The sequence below is a fragment of the Nonomuraea phyllanthi genome (assembly GCF_006334985.2).
GTDB classification, from domain to species: Bacteria; Actinomycetota; Actinomycetes; order Streptosporangiales; family Streptosporangiaceae; genus Nonomuraea; species Nonomuraea phyllanthi.
On sequence record NZ_VDLX02000016.1, the window covers coordinates 98,417 to 118,006 of the forward strand.

Consider the following 19,590-nt stretch of genomic DNA (forward strand, 5'->3'; position numbering starts at 1 on the left):
AGTGGATCGCTGTGCGCTGTTCGTGGACGCTGGCTATCTGCTGGCCGATGGCGCGATGGCCGTGCACGGGACGCGACATCGCGAAGCGGTCTCCTGGGACTACCCGGGGCTGCTCCAGCTGATGACCGGCCTGTCTCGCGAGCGCACCGGCCTGCCGCTGCTGCGGTGCTACTGGTACGAGGCGACGGTCGAAGGCCGCCGCACGCCGGAGCACGACGCGCTGGCCGACATACCCGGCCTCAAGCTCAGGCTGTCGCGCATCCGGCCGGGCCGGCGCGAGGGCGTCGACGCCCAGGTCCACCGCGACCTGATGACGCTCGCCCGCAACAACGCCATCTGCGACGCCGTGGTGGTCAGCGGCGACGAGGACCTCGCGCAGGTCGTCTGCGACGCGCAGGACCTCGGCATCAGGGTGAGCGTGATCCACGTCGCGGCCGAGGGCGGCTGGGCGGTGTCGCGTTCGCTGCGGCAGGAGTGCGACGACCTGGTCGAGCTGGGCGCCGTGCACCTGCGCCCCTACGTCACCATGGTCTCGGGCGCCGCCGAGTCGTCCAACGGCCACCAGCCGGTCAGCAACGGGCAGGCCACCCACTCGCTGCCACCCGCCCAGCCGTCACTCCCGCCCTCGCTGCCCCCGGTGCAGCCCTCCAGCGGCAGCCACGCCGCCGGCCCCCCTTCCTCCACCCCCTCACCTGCCCCCACGCCCTCGCCCAACGGGCCGTCAGGCGGGCACGGGCCGTCGGGCGGGCACGGGCAGTCCGGCGGGCACGGGCAGTCGTCCCCGCCGCCCTCGCTGCCCACCTACTCCGGCTACCAGGCCGAGCAGCCCCCTGCCCCGGCCCCCATCCAGCCGCAACCGCCGTCGCAGCCCCAGCCCCAGCCGCCTTCGCAGCCGCAGTTGCAGTCGCCCAGCACGGGGCAGTTCTCCATGCCGAGCAGCGGCGCCTACCAGCCTTCGCAGCTGGGCCCCTACACCGGGCCGCAGCCCGCCCCCGTCAACCCGCCGCCCGCCGCCACCGCGGGGGCCACCACGCTGGCCGACGCCGTCAAGTCCGCTCACCGGGAGGGGCACGACTTCGGCGAGTCCGTCGCCCGCGACGCGCCCGCGCTGTGGCTGGAGGCGGTGCTGGCGCGCAAGCCCCGCATGCCCTCCGACCTGGAGGCGCGGCTGCTGCAGGGGTCGTCGTTGCCGATCGACTTCCTGCTGCACGATGAGGTACGTCACGCGCTGCGGCGCGGCTTCTGGGACGCCCTGGAACGCGCCCGCCACTGACCCGCCCGCGGCTCGCGGGAAGTGCGTATCGCATCAACAGGGCGGTCGGGTCGGGACGTGCCGGCCGCACGTGTCGTGCGGTCGGGACATGGATAGGGACCGCACGAAGGGCGTCGGTCCCGGTGGTCAGGAGAGGGCGTCGAAGCCGGCGCGCAGGTGGGTGAGCCGGTCCGTGAGGTCGGACAGGGGCGCGGCGAGGGCCGGGTCCTGGGACTTGCGGGCGAGCTCGCGTACCCGCGCCAGCTCGTCCTCCACCGCCGTGAGCCGCCGGGACAGCTCCGGCAGCACCGACGCGTGGTCGCCCACCCCCGGCGGCAGCTCGCCGGTGAGGCGGTCGCGCAGCAACGACGCCTGCTCCGCCAGCCGCTTGTTCATGTTGTACAGCTCGGTGAACACCGACACCTTGGCCCGCAGCACCCACGGGTCGAAGGGCTTGGTCAGGTAGTCGACCGCACCGGCCGCGTAGCCGCGGAAGGCGTAGTCGGGCGCGCTGTCCACCACGGTCAGGAAGATGATCGGGATGTTCCTGGTGCGCTCCCGCCGCTTGATGTGCGCGGCCGTCTCGAACCCGTCCATGCCGGGCATCCGCACGTCCAGCAGGATCAGTGCGAACTCGGTGTTGAGCAGGGCCTTGAGCGCCTCCTCGCCCGACCGGGCGCGCACCGGCACCAGGTCGAGCGAGCTGAGGATGGCTTCAAGGGCGATCAGGTTCTCCTCGCGGTCGTCCACGAGGAGGATCTTGGCGCGCTCCGGCATCGATCACCCTTCGTCTTCTGGGGCCGGCGAGTCGGACGCGGAGCCGCGCCCTCGGCTGAGCCAGCCGCGCAGGCGTTCGAGCAGGCGGTCCACGTCGACCGGCTTGGGCACGTAGTCGGAGGCGCCGGAGGCGATGCTCTTCTCGCGGTCGCCCCGCATGACCTTGGCGGTCAGCGCGATGATCGGCAGGTCGGCGAACTGCGGCATGCGCCGGATGGCCGAGGTGGTGGCCCAGCCGTCCATCTCCGGCATCATGATGTCCATCAGCACGAGCGCGACGTCCTCGTTTCGTTCGAGCTGCTCGATCCCCTCCCGCCCGTTTTCAGCGTAGACGACCGTGGAGCCGTGCCGCTCCAGGACGCTGGTCAACGCGAAGACGTTGCGGATGTCGTCGTCGACGATGAGGATCTTGGCTCCGCTGAGCGGGTCGTCGCCCTGCCACTGGGCAGGGGTCTCCACCGGCGGCTCGACGAGCTCCGGCATGGGCAGGTCGAGCGGCAGGGGCGGCTCGGGAGCCGGCAGCGCGGTGGGCTCCTCCGGCGGCGTCATCAGCGGGCGCCGGGCCGAGCCGCCGTCGGTCGCGGCGAGCGGGCCGTTGTAGGAGGCGGGCAGGTAGAGCGTGAACGTGCTCCCCTTGCCCAGCTCGCTGTCGACGTGGATCTCGCCGCCGAGCAGCCTGGCGATGTCGCGGCAGATCGCGAGGCCGAGGCCGGTGCCGCCGTACTTGCGGCTCGTGGTGCCGTCGGCCTGGCGGAACGCCTCGAAGATGACGTCACGCTTGTCGGGCGCGATGCCGATGCCGGTGTCGATCACCTGGAAGGCCAGCAGGTCGGTGGCCTCGTGCAGGCTGTCGTCGTCGTAGTCGACGCCGGGCGGCGCCATCGAGACGCGCAGTTTCACCTCGCCGCGCGGCGTGAACTTCACCGCGTTGGAGAGCAGGTTGCGCAGCACCTGCTGGAGCCGCTGCTCGTCGGCGCGCAGCTCCTGCGGCACGTCGGGCTCGACGTCGACGGTGAGAGAGAGCCCCTTGTCCTGCGCCATCGGCGCGAACGCGGCCTCCAGCAGGTCGACCATCTTGGGCAGCGACACCTGGATCGGGTGGATGTCCATCCGGCCCGCCTCGACCTTGGACAGGTCGAGCATGTCGTTGATGAGCTGGAGCAGCGCGGACCCGGCGCTGTGGATCGTGCGGGCGAACTCCACCTGCTGCGAGGTCAGGTTGCCCTCGGCGTTCTCGGTCAGCAGCTTGGCCAGGACGAGGAGGCTGTTGAGCGGCGTGCGCAGCTCGTGGGACATGTTCGCGAGGAACTCGGACTTGTAGCGCGAGGACACCGCGAGCTGTTCGGCGCGCTCCTCCAGCGTGCGGCGGGCCTGCTCGATCTGGAAGTTCTGGATCTCGATCGCGCGGTTCTGCTTGGCCAGCAGCGCCGCCTTGTCCTCCAGCTCGGCGTTGGACCTGCGCAGCTCTTCCTGCTGGCGCTGCAGCTCGTCGGAGCGCTCCTGCAGCTCCCTGGTGAGGCGCTGCGACTCGGTCAGCAGGTCTTCGGTGCGGGAGTTGGCGATGATCGTGTTCATCGTGACGCCGATGGTCTCGACGAGCTGGCGCAGGAAGTCGAGGTGCACCTCGCCGAACGGCGTGAAGGAGGCCAGCTCCAGCACGCCGAGCACCCTGCTCTCGAACAGGATCGGCAGCACCACGATCTGCGCGGGCGTGGACTGGCTGAGCCCGCTGTCGATGGTGATGAACTGCGGCGGCACGTCCTCCAGCATGATGTGCCGGCCCTCGGCGGCGGCCTGCCCGACGATGCCCTCGCCGATCGCGAACCGCTGGCGCGGCCCCCTGTCGGGGCGCACGCCGTAGCCGCCGATCAGGATCAGCTCCTGGTCGCTGTCGGGGTCGATGCCGTAGAAGGCGCCGTAGCGGGCCGAGACCAGCGGCGTCAGCTCGCTCATCGTGAGCTTGGCCACTTCGAGCAGGTCGCGGTGGCCCTGCATGAGCCTGGAGATGCGGGCCAGGTTGGACTTGAGCCAGTCCTGCTCCTGGTTGGCCTGCGTGGTCTCGCGGAGGTTGGCCACCATCGAGTTGATGTAGTCCTTCAGCTCCGCGAGCTCGCCCTGCGCCTCGACGGCGATCGAGCGGGTCAGGTCGCCGCGGGCCACGGCGCTGGTGACGGTGGCGATGGCACGCACCTGGGTGGTGAGGTTGCCGGCCAGCTCGTTGACGCTCTCGGTGAGCCGCTTCCACGTGCCCTCGACGCCCTCGACGCGGGCCTGGCCGCCCAGCTGCCCCTCGGAGCCCACTTCGCGGGCGACTCGGGTCACCTCGGACGCGAACGACGACAGCTGGTCCACCATGCGGTTGATGGTGGTCTTCAGGGCCAGGATCTCGCCCTGGGCATCGACGTCGATCTTGCGGGTGAGGTCGCCGTTGGCCACGGCGGTGGTCACCTCGGCGATGTTGCGCACCTGGTACGTCAGGTTGTTGGCCATGAAGTTGACGTTGTCGGTGAGGTCCTTCCAGACGCCCGACACGCCCTGCACCCGCGCCTGGCCGCCCAGCTGCCCCTGCGTGCCCACCTCGCGGGCCACGCGGGTGACCTCGTCGGCGAAGGAGGACAGCTGGTCGACCATCGTGTTGAGGGTGTCTTTCAGCTGCAGGATCTCGCCCTGCGCGTCAACGGTGATCTTCCGCGACAGGTTGCCCTGCGCCACCGCGGACGAGACCGCCGCGATCTGGCGCACCTGCGAGGTCAGGTTGTTGGCCATCGAGTTGACGTTGTCGGTGAGGTCCTTCCAGACCCCGGACACTCCCCGGACCTGCGCCTGGCCGCCCAGCTGGCCCTCGGTGCCGACCTCGCGGGCGACCCGGGTCACCTCGGAGGCGAACGACGACAGCTGCTCGACCATCGTGTTCATGGTCGACTTGAGCTCGAGGATCTCGCCCTGGGCGTCCACGTCGATCTTGCGGGTGAGGTCGCCGTTGGCCACGGCGGTGGTCACCTGGGCGATGTTGCGCACTTGGTACGTCAGGTTGTTGGCCATCGAGTTGACGTTGTCCGTCAGGTCCTTCCAGACCCCGGAGACACCCTTGACCTCGGCCCGGCCGCCCAGCTTGCCCTCGGTGCCCACCTCGCGGGCGACTCGGGTGACCTCGTCGGCGAAGGAGGACAGCTGGTCGACCATCGTGTTGAGGGTGTCCTTCAGCTGCAGGATCTCGCCCTGCGCGTCAACGGTGATCTTCTTCGACAGGTTGCCCTGGGCCACCGCCGTCGCCACGGTCGCGATGCTGCGCACCTGGGAGGTCAGGTTGTTGGCCATGAAGTTGACGTTGTCGGTGAGGTCCTTCCAGACGCCCGACACGCCGGTCACCTGCGCCTGGCCGCCCAGCTGGCCCTCGGTGCCGACCTCGCGGGCCACCCTGGTGACCTCCTCGGCGAAGCCGGACAGCTGGTCGACCATCGTGTTGACGGTGTTCTTCAGCTCGAACATCTCGCCCACGGCGTCGACCGTGACCTTGCGGCTCAGGTCGCCCCTCGCCACCGCGGTGGTCACCACGGCGATGTCGCGCACCTGCGCGGCCACGCGGGACGACATCGTGTTGACGGCCTCGGTGAGGTCGCGCCAGCTGCCCGACATGCCGCGCAGGTTGGCGCTGCCGCCCAGCCGGCCCTCGGTGCCCGCCTCGCGCGCCACCCTGGTCACCTCGGAGTTGAACAGCGCGAGCTGGTCGACCATCCCGTTGATCGCCTTGCCCAGGCGCCGCACCTCGCCCCTGGCCGACCGGTCGAGGTCGATCCGGCGCGACAGGTCGCCCTTGGCCACCGCGTCGATCACGTCGGCCGCGCCGCTCACCGGGCTCACCAGGGCGTCGATCAGCTGGTTGACCGACTCCACGCCCTCCGCCCACGCCCCGACGCCGGGCCCCGGCGTCAGGCGCTCGGCGAACCGGCCTTCCTTGACGACTTCTTTGCGTACGCGTACCAGCTCGTTCGCCAGGTGTTCGCGGCGGTCGGCCACTTCGTTGAGCAGCAGCCGGACCTCGCTGAGGATTCCGGGAGGCGCATGGGGCACACGACGCCGGAAATCACCATCACGCCACGAGAAAAGAGTCTCGAGGATGGGGACGAGATCCGACTCGGTGTATGTCCTCTCCTCCGGGGTCGGCGTGGCCTGGGCCGTGGTCATGGGGCCTCCTTCACTCGCGGCGGGCTCCTGCGAGTGATTCAAGTCTTTCACGATGAGTAGCTCGTAGTCCTGTCCTTGGATTTACCCCAAGTCAGCGGGAAGTGTGGTAGGCACGTTGGGATGACTGGTTCTCCCCATGCGGTGCTCGCTGCGACGTTCGCGCCAGGCGATACCGCTGTGACGGCTGCGATGAGGTTCACGCGCGAGGTGATGACCGCGTGGGCCACCGGTGGCGTGCTCCATACCGCCGAGCAAGTCGCGGGAGACCTGGCCGGCCAGGTGGCTAACGAGCCTTTTGAAGTGATTTGGAAGCATTTTGGGGATGCCGTACAGGTGGAGTTGAGGCAGCGAAGCCTCGCCCAGAGTGATCCAAAAGCACCTTCCGCGCACGTTGAAGAGTGGGGAGTCACCTTCTCGGGCGATTCCCGTGTCCATTGGGCCAGACTCACGGTACCCGGCTCGGCGGACCGCGTCGCCGCCGAATGGCTGCAGGAGAGCTCCAGGGGCCCGCACTGGCTCGGGTTCCTGGCCGACGCCAGCGACCTGCTCGCGGGCACGCTCGACCCGGACATGGTCCCGGCCATCATCGCCCAGGTCGTGGTGCCGAGACTGGCCAGCTGGTGCGCCGTCTACACCGCCGACAGCTCCCACGGGCCGCTGCGGCTCGTCTACCTCTGGCACGCGGACGAGGCCAGGATCGACGGCCTGCGCGAGCAGCTCGCCGAGATGGACGTCGCGAGCGCCGACACCCAGGTGACCTCGGCCATCCACCTCGCCGACGCCCAGGTGCTCGCGGTGCCGCTCATGGCACGCGGCCGCGGCCTCGGCATGATGTGCCTGGGCCGGCCCGACCGCTTCCCCGACGAGGTCATCCAGTTCGCCGAGGACATCGGCAGGCGCGCCGCGCTGGCCATGGACAACGCCCGGCTCTACGCCCAGCAGGCCGCGGCCAACAGGGCGCTCCAGCGCAGCCTGCTCCCGCCCAACGAGCCCGAGGTCCCCGGCCTCGACTACGGCGTCATCTACGAGCCCGCCGGCGAGCTCAACGAGGTCGGCGGCGACTTCTACGACCTGTTCAAGGCGGGCGACGACTCGTGGCGGTTCGCGATCGGCGACGTCTGCGGCACCGGCCCCGAGGCCGCCGCCGTCACCGGGCTGGCCCGCCACACGTTGCGGCTGCTGGCCCGCGAGGGGTACGGCGTCGCGGCCGTGCTCGGCCGGCTCAACCAGGCGATCCTGGAGGAGGGCGAGCGCGCCCGGTTCCTCACGCTGCTCCACGGCGACATCACGCCCGTGCCGACCGGCCTGGAGGTGCGCCTGGTCTCGGCCGGCCACCCCGAAGCGCTGCGGCTCAGGCCGAACGGCAAGGTCGAGGCGGTCACCACGCCGCAGTCGCTGCTGGGCGTCTTCCACGAGGTGGTGTTCGAGGCCGACACCGTGCACCTCGACCACGGCGACGTGCTGCTGGCCGTGACCGACGGGGTGACGGAGCGGCGCTCGGGTGGGCGGCTGCTCGACGACGAAGGCGGGCTGGCCAGGATGCTGGCCGAGTGCGCCGGGCTGTCGGCCAGGGCCGTGGCGGAGCGCATCCGCAGGGGCGCGGCCGAGTTCGCCTCGGAGCCCAGCCAGGACGACCTCGCCATCCTGGTGCTCCGCGCCCGCTAGCAGCCGGCCGCCGGACGCGCCGCGCCCGCCGACGCCCGGGAGCCGTACGCCGGCCGGAGCTCGGTGCCGCGCGTCCGCCGGCGGCGCCGGGGGTCTAGCTGACGTGCTTCCTCGCGAACTCCAGCTGGAGGGCGATCTGCGCGATCCGCTCGGAGACCACGAGGGAGCCGCGGATGGCGTCGTAGGTGTAGACCTCGTGCTCGCGCCCGTGCTCGGCCAGCTTGGCCACGTACTTCTCGATCTGGCGCAGCGGGCAGCGGGTGTCGTTCTCGCCGGCGAGGATCAGCAGCGGGCTCTTGACCTGGTCGACGTAGGTGATGGGGGAGCTGGCCGCGTACCGCTCGGGCTGCTCGCTCGGCGAGCCGCCGAGCAGCGCGCGGTGGTAGGCGCGCAGGCTCTCGGCCTCGTCCTCGTACGACGTCTGGTGGCAGGCGATCGGCACCGCCGCGATGCCGGCCGCCCACAGGTCCGGCTGCGTGCCGAGGCCGAGCAGCGTGAGGTAGCCGCCCCAGGACGTGCCGGCCAGCACGATCCTGGCCTCGTCGGCGATGCCGCGATCGACCACGCACTGGCGTACGGCGGCCACGTCGGCCAGCTCGATGTGCCCGACGTCGCCGCGCAGCGCGTCGCGCCAGGCGGAGCCGTACCCGGTCGAGCCGCGGTAGTTGACCCGCACCACCGCGAACCCGGCGTCCACCCAGGCGGCCACCTCGGGCGAGAACGCGTCGCGGTCGTGCGCCGTCGGGCCGCCGTGCAGCAGGAAGACCGTGGGGTACGGGGCGACGCCCACCTCCGGCTTGGAGATCAGCGCGTGGATGCGGCCGCCCTCGCCCTCGACGTCGAGGTCCTCGACCGGGACGCTCGGCGGGGCGGGCGGGCCTGCGGGGTTGACCACGAACTGGCCGTTGGTGGAGCGGATGACCGGCGGGCGCGAGGCGCTCGACCAGGAGTACTCGACGTGGCCGCCGGGCCGGGGAGCCGCCTCGTCGATCACGCCGTGCGGCGTCTCGATGGGCTTCAGCACGCCGCCCGCGAGGTCGTAGCGGTGCATGTGGCTGCGGGCGCGGTCGTCGCGCAGGATGAGCAGGGCGCGGCCGTCGTCGTACCACTCGGCGTCGAGGTCGCCGGCGTCCTTCAGCCAGATCTCGCGCTGCTCGCCGGTCACCGGGTCCCACACCAGGGGCTCGTGGCGGCGGCGGCGCTCGTGCAGGGCGAGCAGGCGGCGGTCGCCGACGACGGGGGCGAAGCTGAGGCCGACGACGCCCTTGGTGGGGCCGTCGTACAGCTCGCCCACGGTCTCGCCGTTCTGCTGGACGACGCGGAGCGCCGGGTGACGGAAGTCGCCGTATTCGCCATGGTTTATCGCGATAAGCGAGCCGTCGAGCGACATGTCGGCCACCCACGCGGCCTCGGTGTGCTCGTACAGGAGCCTGGCCGGCTCGCCGTCGCGAACCAGATGGATCCTGAACGTGCCCTCGCTGGCCAGGCTGATCGCCGCGACGCCCGTCGTGGACAGGGCGATGCCGCAGGGCTGGCCCGGCGGCAGGTCGGGCGCGACCGGCTCGTTGGGGCCGCCGTTGAACGGCTGGCGCCACCACACGCCGAACTCGTCGCCGTCGGTGTCGGCGAACCAGTAGATCCACTGCCCGGAGGGGTCGATGGCCGCGTACGCCGTGCCCTTGGGGCGGTCGGTGACCTGGCGGGTGGCGCCGGTCACGCGGTCCCAGGCGTAGACCTCCCAGGTTCCGGTGGCGTTGGAGCGGTAGATGGAGCGGTTCGGGGCCTGACGCGCCCAGGACGGCAGCGTCATGCGCGACGCCCGGAACCTGGCCTGCCAGCGTTCCTCCGCCTTCATCCCGCGCGCCCCCTCCCATTGATGTCCCGCGCCTCTGGGCGCGGGATGCCGTCCAGTATTACGCCTGTGCCGGGGAAATTCTCAGGGAATGTGGGGGAATTTCGGACTAAATACCCCATCAGCAACACCAGTCGCACGCGTACGTCAAGGAGCAGGTCTTGATCGTAGTGCGGGCTCGAAGATAGACAGATGAAACGACGCTCTCGTTACTACTTTTCGTTGTCTATTCGCGACATTCCGCGAAGTGAATCCCGCGATTCGCTCGGCCAGTTCGCCCGCATCGGCATGCCACGCGCTCGGGCCCATCCCGACCACCTGCGCGATCTCGTCATGCCCCAGCTCCATCTCGAACTCGATCGAGCGGCGCTCCGACTCCACGAACCCCTCGAGGCTGCGTGCCAGCCTGCGCTCCTTCTCCTGGTCCACGGAGAGCAGGCCGAGCTCCTCGACGAGCGGGCTCAGGTGCCGCCCTGACGGGGTCACGACCACCGCGACGCCACCAGGCCGCAGGATTCTCCTGAACTCCGGCCCGTTCCTGGGCGCGAACACGTCGATCACCACATCCGCCACCCCATCCCTGATGGGGAGCGGCCGCCACACGTCGGCCACGAACGCCCCTGCCCTGGGATGCACCCGCGCCGCCCGGCGTACAGCGTGCTTCGACACATCGAACGCCATCCCGATGCCATCGTTCATCGCGTTGAGCGCGGCCGCCAGGTAGTGCCCGGTGCCCGCGCCCGCGTCGACGATCACCGGCGCGACCCTGCCCGCCACGCGACGACCGTCTTCACTTTCCGATTCGTACGCGGAACCATGCGACCCCGCGCCGTAACCGGCCTCCACTTGCGCCCCACGGTACGCCTTCAGCTCCGCGCCGTCATTCGTTTCGGTGGAGTACTCATGTTTTGCTGGAACGTTCTTGTTGCATGCGTACTTTCGTACGGTTTCCGCTACTGCGTCTTGTAGCGGCGCGTAGTGACCGGCGTCGAGAAATCGTGCCCGCGCGTCCACCATTTGGGGGCTGTCAGCCGTTCCGGGCGGTTTGTTACCTACAAGCAGGCTGACATAGCCCTGCCGGGCCACGTCGAACGCATGCCCTCGCGCACACCGCAGCGCCGTCGCATCGAGCCGGAAACCGGCCCGGCATACGGGACAGGCAAGGTACTCGACGATGTCGCCCAACATGCCGCCCATTCTCGTCCACCTCTGGAGGACCGCTTCCGATGGGGTTCGGCCCGCGACGGGAAGATCTCTCGTGGGCTCCGCCGTAAAAGATCACGCCGTAAAAGATCACTGAGAAGCGGTGGCGAGGAAGACCGCGTTGGACGGGGTGGAACGGAGTTTGTCGACGAGCATCTGGAGACCCTGCTGCTTCTCGAGCCCCGTCAGCATCCGGCGCAGCCGCCACACCACCTGCCGCTCCTCCGCGTGCAGGAGGATCTCCTCCCGCCGGGTCCCCGAGGCGTCCAGGTCCACGGCCGGGAAGAGCCGCCGCTCGGCCAGCTCCCGGACGAGGTGGAGCTCCATGTTCCCCGTCCCCTTGAACTCCTCGTACAGGTTGTTGTCCATCCGCGAGCCCGTGTCCACCAGCGCGGTGGCGAGGATGGTGAGCGAGCCGCCGCCCTCGACGTTGCGGGCGGCGCCGAAGAAGCGCTTGGGCGGATAGAGGGCGCCGGCGTCGATCCCGCCGGTGAGCACCCGGCCGCCCCCGGGCGCAAGGTTGTTGTAGGCGCGCCCGAGCCGCGTCAGCGAGTCGAGCAGCAGCACGACGTCCCGCCCCGACTCGACGAGCCGCTTGGCGCGCTCGACGGCCAGCTCGGCGATGGCGGTGTGGTCGCGGTCGGGGTGGTCGAAGGTCGAGTAGAAGACCTCGCCGGCGATCGAGGCGCGCATCTCGGTGACCTCCTCGGGCCGCTCGCCCACGAGCAGCACCATGAGGTGCACCTCGGGGTGGTTGCGGGCGATCCCGGCGGCGAGTGCCTGCAGGACCATGGTCTTGCCGGCCTTGGGCGGCGCGACGATGAGGCCCCGCTGCCCCTTGCCGATGGGCGCGAAGAGGTCGACGACGCGCGTGCTGAGCGACTCGGTCTCGAGGACGAGCCGCTCGGCGGGGTGTACGGGGGTCAGCTCGGCGAACCGGGGACGGTCCCGCCACCGCGTGTCGCCGTTGACCGACGAGACGCCGACGAACTTCTTCCCGGCGAACGACGCGACGACGTGGTCGCCGGGCCGCAGGTCGAGCTGCCGTACCTGCTCCGGCGGCACGCGCACGTCGCCAGGCCCCGGAAGGTGCTCGGCCCGGAGGAACGCGGACTTGTCGCGTACGTCCAGGAGACCTTCCACCTGGCGGACGGGCGCGTCCGCGCGCTGTTCTGGAATGGTGTGCACAGACATGGTGAACCCCTTTGGGGGAAATGCGCAGGACCCGGCACCGGGTCGGGCGCGGTACTGAAAGGAAAGCCGGCCCACGCGAGAGCGGGGCGAGACTCAGATGAGAACCAGCGGAGCGGAAGCTCAACGCTTGGTGGCAAGATACCACACCATCTGGTCCAGTAAACGCCTAGCCCTCTTGGGCTATTCCCGGGCTGTTCCCGGAGTTTCTGCCACGAGTGCGGGACGGGGCGCGTGACAATGTTCTTCTCGGCACCGTACCGCGAGGAAAATTACCGCGCTCGCCGTGCCGGAACCCCCATCAAGCGACCTGCAGGGCGCCTGCAACTCGGTGAGGGTTCCATAGGGACAAGCAGAACTCCTTGGGGGAGCACCCATGAAGACCGTCAACCACTGCCCGCGGTGCCACCACGAGCTGGACGAAGGCCCGATCATGTACCGGTGCGCGCACTGCCGCCGCGCCGTCTACGCCGCCGACATCGAGAACGAGTTCGTTCCGCGTCAGCCCGTGGCCGCCTGATCCACGCCCGCTCGCCGCCTGTTCCGAGTCCGGACCATCCGGGCGAACCGCCGGTACGCGGCTAGTCTGGGCGCGTGCCACACGAAGCGATAAGCCTGTCCGGCGTCGAGGTGACGCCGCTCTGCGACGCCGTAGGCCCGATGGGGCCGGCGATCCGCCGCCCGCTCGCCGAGACGTTTCCCGGCTCCGGGCTGGCGGACGAGCCGTGGATCCTGCACTTCCACTGCTACCTGATCCGCGACGCGGCCGGTCGGCTGACGCTCGTCGACACCGGCATCGGCGGCACGGACTCGCCGGCCGCGAGCTGGGCGCCGGTCCCCGGCACGCTGGCGGGCGAGCTGGCCGCCGCGGGCGTCGCGCCCGCCGAGATCGGCACGGTCATCCTGACCCACCTGCACAGCGACCACGCGAGCGGCATGGTGGCCGACGGCGGGCCCGCGTTCGAGAACGCCCGTTACGTGCTCCAGCAGGCCGAGCTGGACGCCGCGCCGGGCCCGGCGCTGGACGCGCTGCTGACCCCCGTCAAGGACCAGCTGCACGCCGTCGAGGGCGAGGCCGAGGTCTCGCCGGGCGTCCACGTGCACCTCGCGCCCGGCCACACCCCCGGCCACCAGATCGTCCGCGTCGGCGACGTCGCCATGACCGGCGATCTCGTCCTCCACCCCGTGCAGCTCGACGACCCATCCATCCGGTACGTCTACGACGACGACCAGGAGGCGGCCGCGCGCACCCGAACAGACGTACTCGGACGACTCCGGGCAGAGCGGGCGATCCTCGCTACAGCGCATTTCGGCGAGCCGTTCCTGCGTCTTTGAACGGACGCGCGGCACGATGTGTAGTCATGAAGACACACGTTGTGATCGGCGCGGCTCTCGGCGCCGCTCTGGTGTTCTCGACGGCGGCCTCGGCGGCGCCGGCACCTGACCTGTCGGGTGCCGTCTACGCGGGATTCGGCCATCAGCTCACGCGGTACGCGAACGGCGAGTGGAGCACGCTCGCCAGGATCGGCGCCACGCAGCGGTTCGCCGCGTCGCCCGACGGCACGAAGGCGGCCTGGGTGACCGACGGCGGCGACCTCCAGGTCAGCCTGAACGGCAGGACCACCACGCTGGTGCGCGGCCTCCGGGGCGGCACGCCGTGCATGACCCCCGTCTGGTCCTCCGACTCGGCCACGGTGGCCTACCCGGCCCGGGGCGGAAGGATCATGGCCGTCAAGGCCGACGGCAGCGCCGCCCCGCGCAAACTGGGCACCTCCAAGGGCGTCTGCCACCTCGCCTGGTCGGCCGACGGCCGCTACCTCGCCGGCCACACGGGCCAGGGCGACGGCCTCTACCGCCTCGACGCCAAGACCGGCAGGAGCACGCAGGTCAAGGGCGTCCGGTACGTCAACCACGTGCAGAGCCTGTCTCCCGACGGCAGCAAGGCGATCATCGCCATCCCCGACGGCCCGGACGAGGTCGGCGACGGCACCTGGCCCAGCACGTTCACGCCGGTCGTCGTCGACATGGCGACGGGTAAGCGGCAGCGGGTGCCGGTCAAGGGCCGCCAACTCGGCGCCTTCTACCTGCGTGACGGCCGCCTCGTGGCGCGTACGGCGGGTACGGGCGGCCAGTCGGGCGCGGCCGCCCCGGCGCGCAACGTGCTGGTCGTGCTCGACAGCGCGGGCCGGCCGGTCCAGCGGATCGACGAGCCGACCAGGGCCAGGAAGCACGCGCTCCTCCAGGTCCTGCCGTAATCACCCCGAGGGGCGATGCGGCTAGCGGGCGCTCATGGCCGGCTGGTCGGCGAGGAGGGACGAGGGCAGCGCGACCATCGCGGTCAGGCCGCCGTACGGCGAGGGCGTGAGGGTGACCTTGATGTCGTGCCTGGCCGCGAGCCGCCCCACCACGAAGAGGCCGAGCCGGTCGCTCTGCGCCAGGTCGAACTCCGGCATCCTGGCCAGCCGCTCGTTGAGCTCGTCCAGCTCGGCGCGCGGCAGCCCGAGACCGCGGTCCTCGACCTCGATCATGAGGCCGTGGGGCGTGGTCGCGCTGCGCAGGTCCACCTTGGTCTTGGGCGGGGAGAAGAGCGTGGCGTTCTCGATCAGCTCGGCCATCAGGTGGGCCACGTCCGTGACCACCGCGCCGAGCAGCGCGACGGGCGGCGGCTGGAGCACCTCGACCCGCTCGTACTCCTCCACCTCGGCCACGGCCGCGCGCAGCACGTCGAGCACGGGCACCGGGTTGCGCCAGCCGCGCCCGGGGGCCTGGTCGGACAGGATGATGAGGCTCTCGGCGTGGCGGCGCATGCGGGTGGTGAGGTGGTCGAGCTTGAACAGGTCGGCCAGCTCGTCCGGCTCCTCGGTGGCCCGCTCCATGCTGTCGAGCTGGAGCAGCTGCCGGTGGAGCAGCGACTGGTTGCGCCTGGCCAGGTTCACGAAGACCTGGTTGACGCCGTCGCGCAGCCTGGCCTGGTCCACGGCGGCGGCGACGGCGGTGGACTGGACGTCGTTGAACGCCTGGACGATGTCGCGCACCTCTGAGGTGTTGGTCCTCACCTCGATCGGGGCCACCTCGTCGGCGGTGACGGGCGCCGTGTTCGTACGCAGCCGCTTGATCAGGCCGGCCAGCCGCACCTCGGCCAGCTCGGTGGCGGCGTCGCGGAGCCCGGCCAGCTCGCGCACGAGCCGCTTGCGGAAGCGCAGCGAGAGGATGATCGAGGCGGCGACGGCGATCAGGCCGACGCCGCCCGCCACGCCGACCTTGACGAGCATGCCGACGGCCGCCGGCGTCACCCGCCGCACGATCGCGCGCACCGCCTGGTTCTGGTTGCGGTCGGTCGCCTTCCACAGGTTCTCGCCGTCGACGGGCCAGGTGGCGGCCGTGGCGGGCAGGCCGTTCATGGCCGCCTGGCCGCGGATGGCGTCCTCGGCGTCCAGCCACTCGCGGTAGACCGGCGACTCGGCCAGCCGCTTGTACGGCCCGCGCAGGCCGCCGTCGAGGCGCGAGAGCGCCTGGTCGAACAGCAGCCGCCTGGTCGCCACCATGCCCGTGAACGCCTCGCGCTCGCGCGCGTCCACCCTGCCCCTGGCCAGCACGACCGCGACCACGGCCCGCTCCCTGGACAGCAGCTCCTTGGCCTCGCCCATCATGGTCATCGCGCGAGCCTGCTTGTAGATGGCCATGTCGGGCACCAGGACCATGGCGTCGTACAGGCGGAAGGAGGCGTCCGCGATCTGGCTGTAGTCGTCGATCACGTCGAGCGGCGCGACGGTCCCGCCGTCGATCTGGCGGCGGATCCCGGCGAGCCGGTCGAGATGGGTGTTGAGCGCGGTGAGCTGCGTGGTCATCGCGGGCGGCAGGTCGCGCACGCTCTTGGACGCCGTACGGAACGCCGCCACGGCCTTGTCGGTCTCGGCGCGCTGCTTGGCCAGCCGGGCCGCGCCCTGGCCGTTGACCAGGAGCTCCACCGAGACCTGCCGCTCGTCCTGCAGCTCGACGTTGACCTGCTCCGACGGCCCGGCCAGGTTGTTCGCCAGGTCGTTGATGTCCAGCAGCCGCAGGCCGTCGCCGCCGGCCAGGACCGCGGCGAACGCCCACAGGCCCACCAGGGACAGGAGCGGGACGAGCAGGAGGACGAGAAGTTTCACCGCGATGGGACGGCCACGCGAGGGGGGCATGCGACCTCCGGGTGCATGATGAGAGCGCCTCGCAGATTACACCCCCCTTTGGAAGGATTTCTGTGCGTCTTCCACGTTCTTTTCCCGGCTGGACCATCGCGGTCTTCGGGTTCCTGTCCTTCGCCCTGGGTCTGCTGGGGCTGATCTCCCCGGACATCCTGCTGGCCATGCTGGGTTTCGAGGTGCTGGACGTACGGGCGGCGGGCGACTACACGCCGGTCTACATGGCCGCCTCGTCGATGGCGGCGGTGAACATGGGCGTCTACTACCTTTTCGCGGCCTCGGCCGACTACACGCCGTTCTTCCGCTGGACCGTGCCGTTCCGGCTGGTGACGTTCACGGTGTTCACGACGCTGGTGCTGACGGGGGCGGCGCCCGGCAAGTTCTTCGGGGTCGGGCTCTGGGAGGGGCTCGGCGCGCTGATCACCGGGTACGCGCTGTGGCGCGAGGGCAAGCTCCTGCCCTCGCGCCAGGCCGAGCCGGCCACCTGAGCGGCCGGGCCGTGACGGTCACCTGAGCCGCCGGGCCGCGCCGGTCACTTGAGCTGGTGTCCGGCGTCCTCGGAGCCGCGGGCGACGAGGCGGTCGCCGTCCTCCGGGCGGGTCTCCTTGGGGCCGTTCTCCAGCCGCCGTTCGAGCTCCCGCTTCTCGTCCTCCAGCCGGGCCACCCGGCTGGAGGCCTCGGCCCTCACGCCGCGCAGCCTGCGGCGGCGCCTGGCGGACCTGCGCGAGCCCGAGCCCAGCAGCCAGAGCCCCAGCAGCAGGACCGCTCCGGTTGCGGCGCCCACGAGGAACGTCTCCACGTGATCGGGCTCGAAGGCGTATCCGAACAGGATGTACCTGGCGCTCTCCTCGGTCAGGACCCAGGCGATGGCGGCGCCGGCGAGCAGGACCAAGATCAGTCCCAGCACGATCATCCAACTCACCCCTTGTCGTCAGAGGGGTTTACACTGCCCGGGCACCGGCGGGATATGCGCCATCATGGCGTTCATGAGACCTGAGCAGGGGCAAGTGCTGCACTTCTCGGAGGACCCGACGATCGAGCGGTTCGCGCCGCACGTGGCGCCGACCTCCGCCCGCAAGGAGGCGTACGTCTGGGCGGTGGGCCACGACCGCTGCCCCGACTACTGGTTTCCCCGCGCCTGCCCGCGGGCCATGGCCTGGGTGGGGCCGCGCACCACCCAGGAGGACAGGATCCGGATCATCGGCGCGGGCTGCGGCGAGCGCGTGCACGCCATCGAGTACGGCTGGCTGGAGGCCCTGCGGAAGGTGGAGCTGTACGCCTACCGCCTGGCCGCCGCCGACTTCGAGCCCATCGGCGACCCGCCCAACGCCATGGTGTCCACGGTCCCCGTGACGCCGCTCGGCCCGCCCGAGCGGGTGGGCGACCTGTTCGAGCTGCACGAGGAGGCGGGGATCCAGCTGAGGGTGCTGCCCAGCCTGTGGCCGTTCTGGGACGAGGTGATCGAGAGCACGCTGGAGTTCAGCGGGATCAGGCTGCGGAACGCCCGCCGTTGAGGTCTCAGCGGGATCAGGCTGCGGAACGCCCGCTCAGGGGGGTCAGGTCGCGGAACGCTCGCCGATGAGGGCCAGCAGGCTCTCCAGCGTCATCGAGCCTGGCTCTTGCTTCTCCTTGGCGACTCGGTTGGCCTCGCGCCGCAGCACCTCGTTGACCGGGGTGGGCACGCCGTGCAGGCGGCCGAGCAGCACGATCTCGCCGTTGAGGTAGTCGGCCTCGATGGAGCCGCTGCCGCGCGCCAGGCTCTGCCACGACGAGCCGCCGCCGCGGTTGACGCCCTCGATGGCCCGCACCTCCACCTTGTGGCCGCGTACGCGGGCCTCCTCCTCGGGCGTGGAGTACGCGATCCCTGCCTTGCCGAGCACGGTCCTGGCCTCGGCCCTCGCCTGCTCGACCACCTGCTCCATGCCGGGCACGTGGCCCACGAGCGCCTCGACGGCGTTGCCCAGGTTGCCGATCAGCTTGCCGTACTTCCAGCGCATGACGTCGGGCTCGGCCAGGCCCACGAGGCCGCGCTTGCTCAGGTCGCCGGCGATCCGCCGGGCGAGCTCGTCCACACCCTGGGGATAGCGGCCGACGGTCAGCATGCCGGAGTAGGGGTACGCGTGCGCGGCGACGACGCCGGGCTCCAGGTGCAGGGCGGGCAGCCACACGCACATGCCGTAAACGCGCTCGAAGCGCCGCAGGACGGTGCGTTCGTTGTCGACGCCGTTCTGGGCGCACACCACGGGCAGCTCGGACGGCCAGCCGTCGAGCGCGGCGATGGTGTCCTGCGACTTGGTGGCGACGACGAGCACGTCGTCGTCGCGTGCCGGCACCGGGCCGGAGGCGGTGGGGATGTGGAGGGTCTCGGTGGACTCAGGGGTGATCAGGCGCAGGCCGTCACGCGTGAGCGCCTCGTAGTGGGCGCCTCTCGCGACGAGGAGAACCTCGTGCCCGCCCTGGTGGAGGCGGGCGCCGATGGTGCCGCCGACTGCTCCTGCTCCGATCACTATGTAGCGCATTGTCCAAGGATGTCACTTTGCCAGCGCGACTTGCGCCTGGGCGGTGACGGCGGACCCGCGCGTACGCTCGCGCATGATCGTCTTCAGCACGCGCCAGCCGTCGCGCACCGCGTGCAGGTTGCTCACGCCGTGGATGCGGGAGCGCTCGTGGCTGGGGACCTCGCGGATGATGAGGCCGGCCTGGGCGGCGCGCACGTTCATCAGGGTCTCGATCTCGAAGCCGTCGCAGTCGAGCTCCAGGGCGTCGAGGTGGCAGGCCCAGAAGGCGTTGTAGCCGTAGCAGAGGTCGGTGTAGCGGGTGCCGTAGAGGACGTTCGTCAGCCCGGTGAGGACCTTGTTGCCGAGCGAGCGGATCGGACTGAGGTCGTCCGAGCCGCCACCAGGGGCGTACCTGGAGCCCTTGGCGAAGTCGGCGCCGTTGACGAGCGTGGTGACGAAGGAGTGGATCTCCCGGCCGTCGGTCGAGCCATCGGCGTCGATCATGACGATGATGTCGCCCCGGGCGGCCTGGAAGCCCTCGATGAGGGCGTTGCCCTTGCCCCGCCGGCTCTGCACGACGACCCGGAGGTCGGGGCGCAGCCTGCGCGCGACGGCGACGGTGTCGTCGGACGAGTTGCCGTCGACGAGGATCACCTCGTCGATCCAGTCGGGCAGCGTCGCGAAGACGTGGGGGAGGTTCTCGGCCTCGTTCATCGCGGGGACGATGACACTGACGCTGGCGGCGAAAGGCTGCTTGTTCATGTGCCAAAGGTCACCCGACACGCA

The 19,590-nt window shown here is 70.7% G+C and carries 16 protein-coding genes; 7 read left to right on the forward strand and 9 right to left on the reverse strand.

Going from position 1 to position 19,590, the window contains the following annotated elements; genetic code table 11:
* The first annotated feature begins 22 nt into the window (after window positions 1-22).
* Window positions 23-1,273, forward strand: a complete 1,251-nt coding sequence (locus FH608_RS35570; RefSeq protein ID WP_394367722.1) for an NYN domain-containing protein — start codon at window positions 23-25, stop codon at window positions 1,271-1,273.
* A gap of 126 nt (window positions 1,274-1,399) precedes the next feature.
* Here FH608_RS35570 and FH608_RS35575 read toward each other — a convergent pair whose 3' ends face one another.
* Window positions 1,400-2,029 (reverse strand): response regulator, encoded by a 630-nt coding sequence (locus FH608_RS35575; protein WP_139634777.1) that lies wholly within the window; start codon window positions 2,027-2,029, stop codon window positions 1,400-1,402.
* Between the two features lie 3 nt (window positions 2,030-2,032).
* Entirely contained in the window at window positions 2,033-6,214 is a 4,182-nt protein-coding gene (locus FH608_RS35580) for a HAMP domain-containing protein (RefSeq protein WP_139634778.1), read from the reverse strand.
* Between the two features lie 339 nt (window positions 6,215-6,553).
* Here FH608_RS35580 and FH608_RS35585 point away from each other — a divergent pair, with 339 nt between their 5' ends.
* Complete coding sequence (locus FH608_RS35585; protein WP_226900184.1) at window positions 6,554-7,879, forward strand: PP2C family protein-serine/threonine phosphatase; 1,326 nt, start codon at window positions 6,554-6,556, stop codon at window positions 7,877-7,879.
* Between the two features lie 94 nt (window positions 7,880-7,973).
* On the opposite strand, the gene FH608_RS35590 is transcribed toward FH608_RS35585, so the two are convergent.
* The 3 genes from FH608_RS35590 to rho form a co-directional block, all read right to left on the reverse strand.
* On the reverse strand, window positions 7,974-9,734 hold the full coding sequence (locus FH608_RS35590; RefSeq protein ID WP_139634779.1) for a S9 family peptidase: 1,761 nt from the start codon (window positions 9,732-9,734) through the stop codon (window positions 7,974-7,976).
* Between the two features lie 144 nt (window positions 9,735-9,878).
* A complete protein-coding gene (locus FH608_RS35595) occupies window positions 9,879-10,919 on the reverse strand; it encodes a putative RNA methyltransferase (protein WP_139634780.1) in 1,041 nt (346 codons plus the stop codon).
* A gap of 105 nt (window positions 10,920-11,024) precedes the next feature.
* Window positions 11,025-12,128 (reverse strand): transcription termination factor Rho, encoded by a 1,104-nt coding sequence (rho, locus tag FH608_RS35600; protein ID WP_193318812.1) that lies wholly within the window; start codon window positions 12,126-12,128, stop codon window positions 11,025-11,027.
* A 373-nt stretch (window positions 12,129-12,501) separates the two neighbouring features.
* Between rho and FH608_RS51840 the strand changes: the two genes are divergently transcribed.
* The 3 genes from FH608_RS51840 (at window position 12,502) to FH608_RS35610 (ending at window position 14,380) form a co-directional block, all read left to right on the forward strand.
* Window positions 12,502-12,645 carry a hypothetical protein gene (locus FH608_RS51840; RefSeq protein WP_193318813.1) on the forward strand — a complete coding sequence of 48 codons (144 nt, stop codon included), beginning with the start codon at window positions 12,502-12,504 and terminating at the stop codon, window positions 12,643-12,645.
* A gap of 74 nt (window positions 12,646-12,719) precedes the next feature.
* On the forward strand, window positions 12,720-13,460 hold the full coding sequence (locus FH608_RS35605; RefSeq protein ID WP_226900185.1) for an MBL fold metallo-hydrolase: 741 nt from the start codon (window positions 12,720-12,722) through the stop codon (window positions 13,458-13,460).
* Between the two features lie 26 nt (window positions 13,461-13,486).
* Entirely contained in the window at window positions 13,487-14,380 is an 894-nt protein-coding gene (locus tag FH608_RS35610) for a TolB family protein (protein ID WP_139634781.1), read from the forward strand.
* Window positions 14,381-14,401: 21 nt separating this feature from the next.
* On the opposite strand, the gene FH608_RS35615 is transcribed toward FH608_RS35610, so the two are convergent.
* Window positions 14,402-16,303 (reverse strand): sensor histidine kinase, encoded by a 1,902-nt coding sequence (locus FH608_RS35615; protein WP_139634782.1) that lies wholly within the window; start codon window positions 16,301-16,303, stop codon window positions 14,402-14,404.
* Window positions 16,304-16,365: 62 nt separating this feature from the next.
* Between FH608_RS35615 and FH608_RS35620 the strand changes: the two genes are divergently transcribed.
* Window positions 16,366-16,794 carry a hypothetical protein gene (locus FH608_RS35620; protein WP_226900186.1) on the forward strand — a complete coding sequence of 143 codons (429 nt, stop codon included), beginning with the start codon at window positions 16,366-16,368 and terminating at the stop codon, window positions 16,792-16,794.
* A gap of 44 nt (window positions 16,795-16,838) precedes the next feature.
* Here FH608_RS35620 and FH608_RS35625 read toward each other — a convergent pair whose 3' ends face one another.
* Window positions 16,839-17,219 carry a hypothetical protein gene (locus FH608_RS35625; protein ID WP_139634783.1) on the reverse strand — a complete coding sequence of 127 codons (381 nt, stop codon included), beginning with the start codon at window positions 17,217-17,219 and terminating at the stop codon, window positions 16,839-16,841.
* 73 nt (window positions 17,220-17,292) lie between these two features.
* On the opposite strand from FH608_RS35625, the gene FH608_RS35630 reads away from it, so the two are divergent.
* The gene (locus FH608_RS35630) at window positions 17,293-17,820 is read left to right on the forward strand and encodes a DUF6886 family protein (RefSeq protein WP_139634784.1); all 528 of its coding nucleotides are present in this window, start codon (window positions 17,293-17,295) and stop codon (window positions 17,818-17,820) included.
* 42 nt (window positions 17,821-17,862) lie between these two features.
* Here the strand turns inward: FH608_RS35630 and FH608_RS35635 are convergent, their stop codons facing one another.
* A complete protein-coding gene (locus FH608_RS35635; RefSeq protein ID WP_139634785.1) occupies window positions 17,863-18,825 on the reverse strand; it encodes a ketopantoate reductase family protein in 963 nt (320 codons plus the stop codon).
* Window positions 18,826-18,837: 12 nt separating this feature from the next.
* Complete coding sequence (locus FH608_RS35640; protein ID WP_139634786.1) at window positions 18,838-19,566, reverse strand: glycosyltransferase family 2 protein; 729 nt, start codon at window positions 19,564-19,566, stop codon at window positions 18,838-18,840.
* Between the last annotated feature and the right edge of the window lie 24 nt (window positions 19,567-19,590).

Excerpts from the sequence above, each read along its gene's own strand:
- FH608_RS35580 (WP_139634778.1), bottom strand. The coding sequence starts at position 6,214 with ATGACCACGGCCCAGGCCACGCCGACCCCGGAGGAGAGGACATACACC.
- FH608_RS35590 (WP_139634779.1), bottom strand. The coding sequence starts at position 9,734 with ATGAAGGCGGAGGAACGCTGGCAGGCCAGGTTCCGGGCGTCGCGCATG.
- FH608_RS35625 (WP_139634783.1), bottom strand. The coding sequence starts at position 17,219 with ATGATCGTGCTGGGACTGATCTTGGTCCTGCTCGCCGGCGCCGCCATC.
- FH608_RS35575 (WP_139634777.1), bottom strand. The coding sequence starts at position 2,029 with ATGCCGGAGCGCGCCAAGATCCTCCTCGTGGACGACCGCGAGGAGAAC.
- FH608_RS35615 (WP_139634782.1), bottom strand. The coding sequence starts at position 16,303 with ATGCCCCCCTCGCGTGGCCGTCCCATCGCGGTGAAACTTCTCGTCCTC.
- rho (WP_193318812.1), bottom strand. The coding sequence starts at position 12,128 with ATGTCTGTGCACACCATTCCAGAACAGCGCGCGGACGCGCCCGTCCGC.
- FH608_RS35595 (WP_139634780.1), bottom strand. The coding sequence starts at position 10,919 with ATGTTGGGCGACATCGTCGAGTACCTTGCCTGTCCCGTATGCCGGGCC.
- FH608_RS35635 (WP_139634785.1), bottom strand. The coding sequence starts at position 18,825 with ATGCGCTACATAGTGATCGGAGCAGGAGCAGTCGGCGGCACCATCGGC.
- FH608_RS35640 (WP_139634786.1), bottom strand. The coding sequence starts at position 19,566 with ATGAACAAGCAGCCTTTCGCCGCCAGCGTCAGTGTCATCGTCCCCGCG.
- FH608_RS51840 (WP_193318813.1), top strand. The coding sequence starts at position 12,502 with ATGAAGACCGTCAACCACTGCCCGCGGTGCCACCACGAGCTGGACGAA.
- FH608_RS35610 (WP_139634781.1), top strand. The coding sequence starts at position 13,487 with ATGAAGACACACGTTGTGATCGGCGCGGCTCTCGGCGCCGCTCTGGTG.
- FH608_RS35630 (WP_139634784.1), top strand. The coding sequence starts at position 17,293 with ATGAGACCTGAGCAGGGGCAAGTGCTGCACTTCTCGGAGGACCCGACG.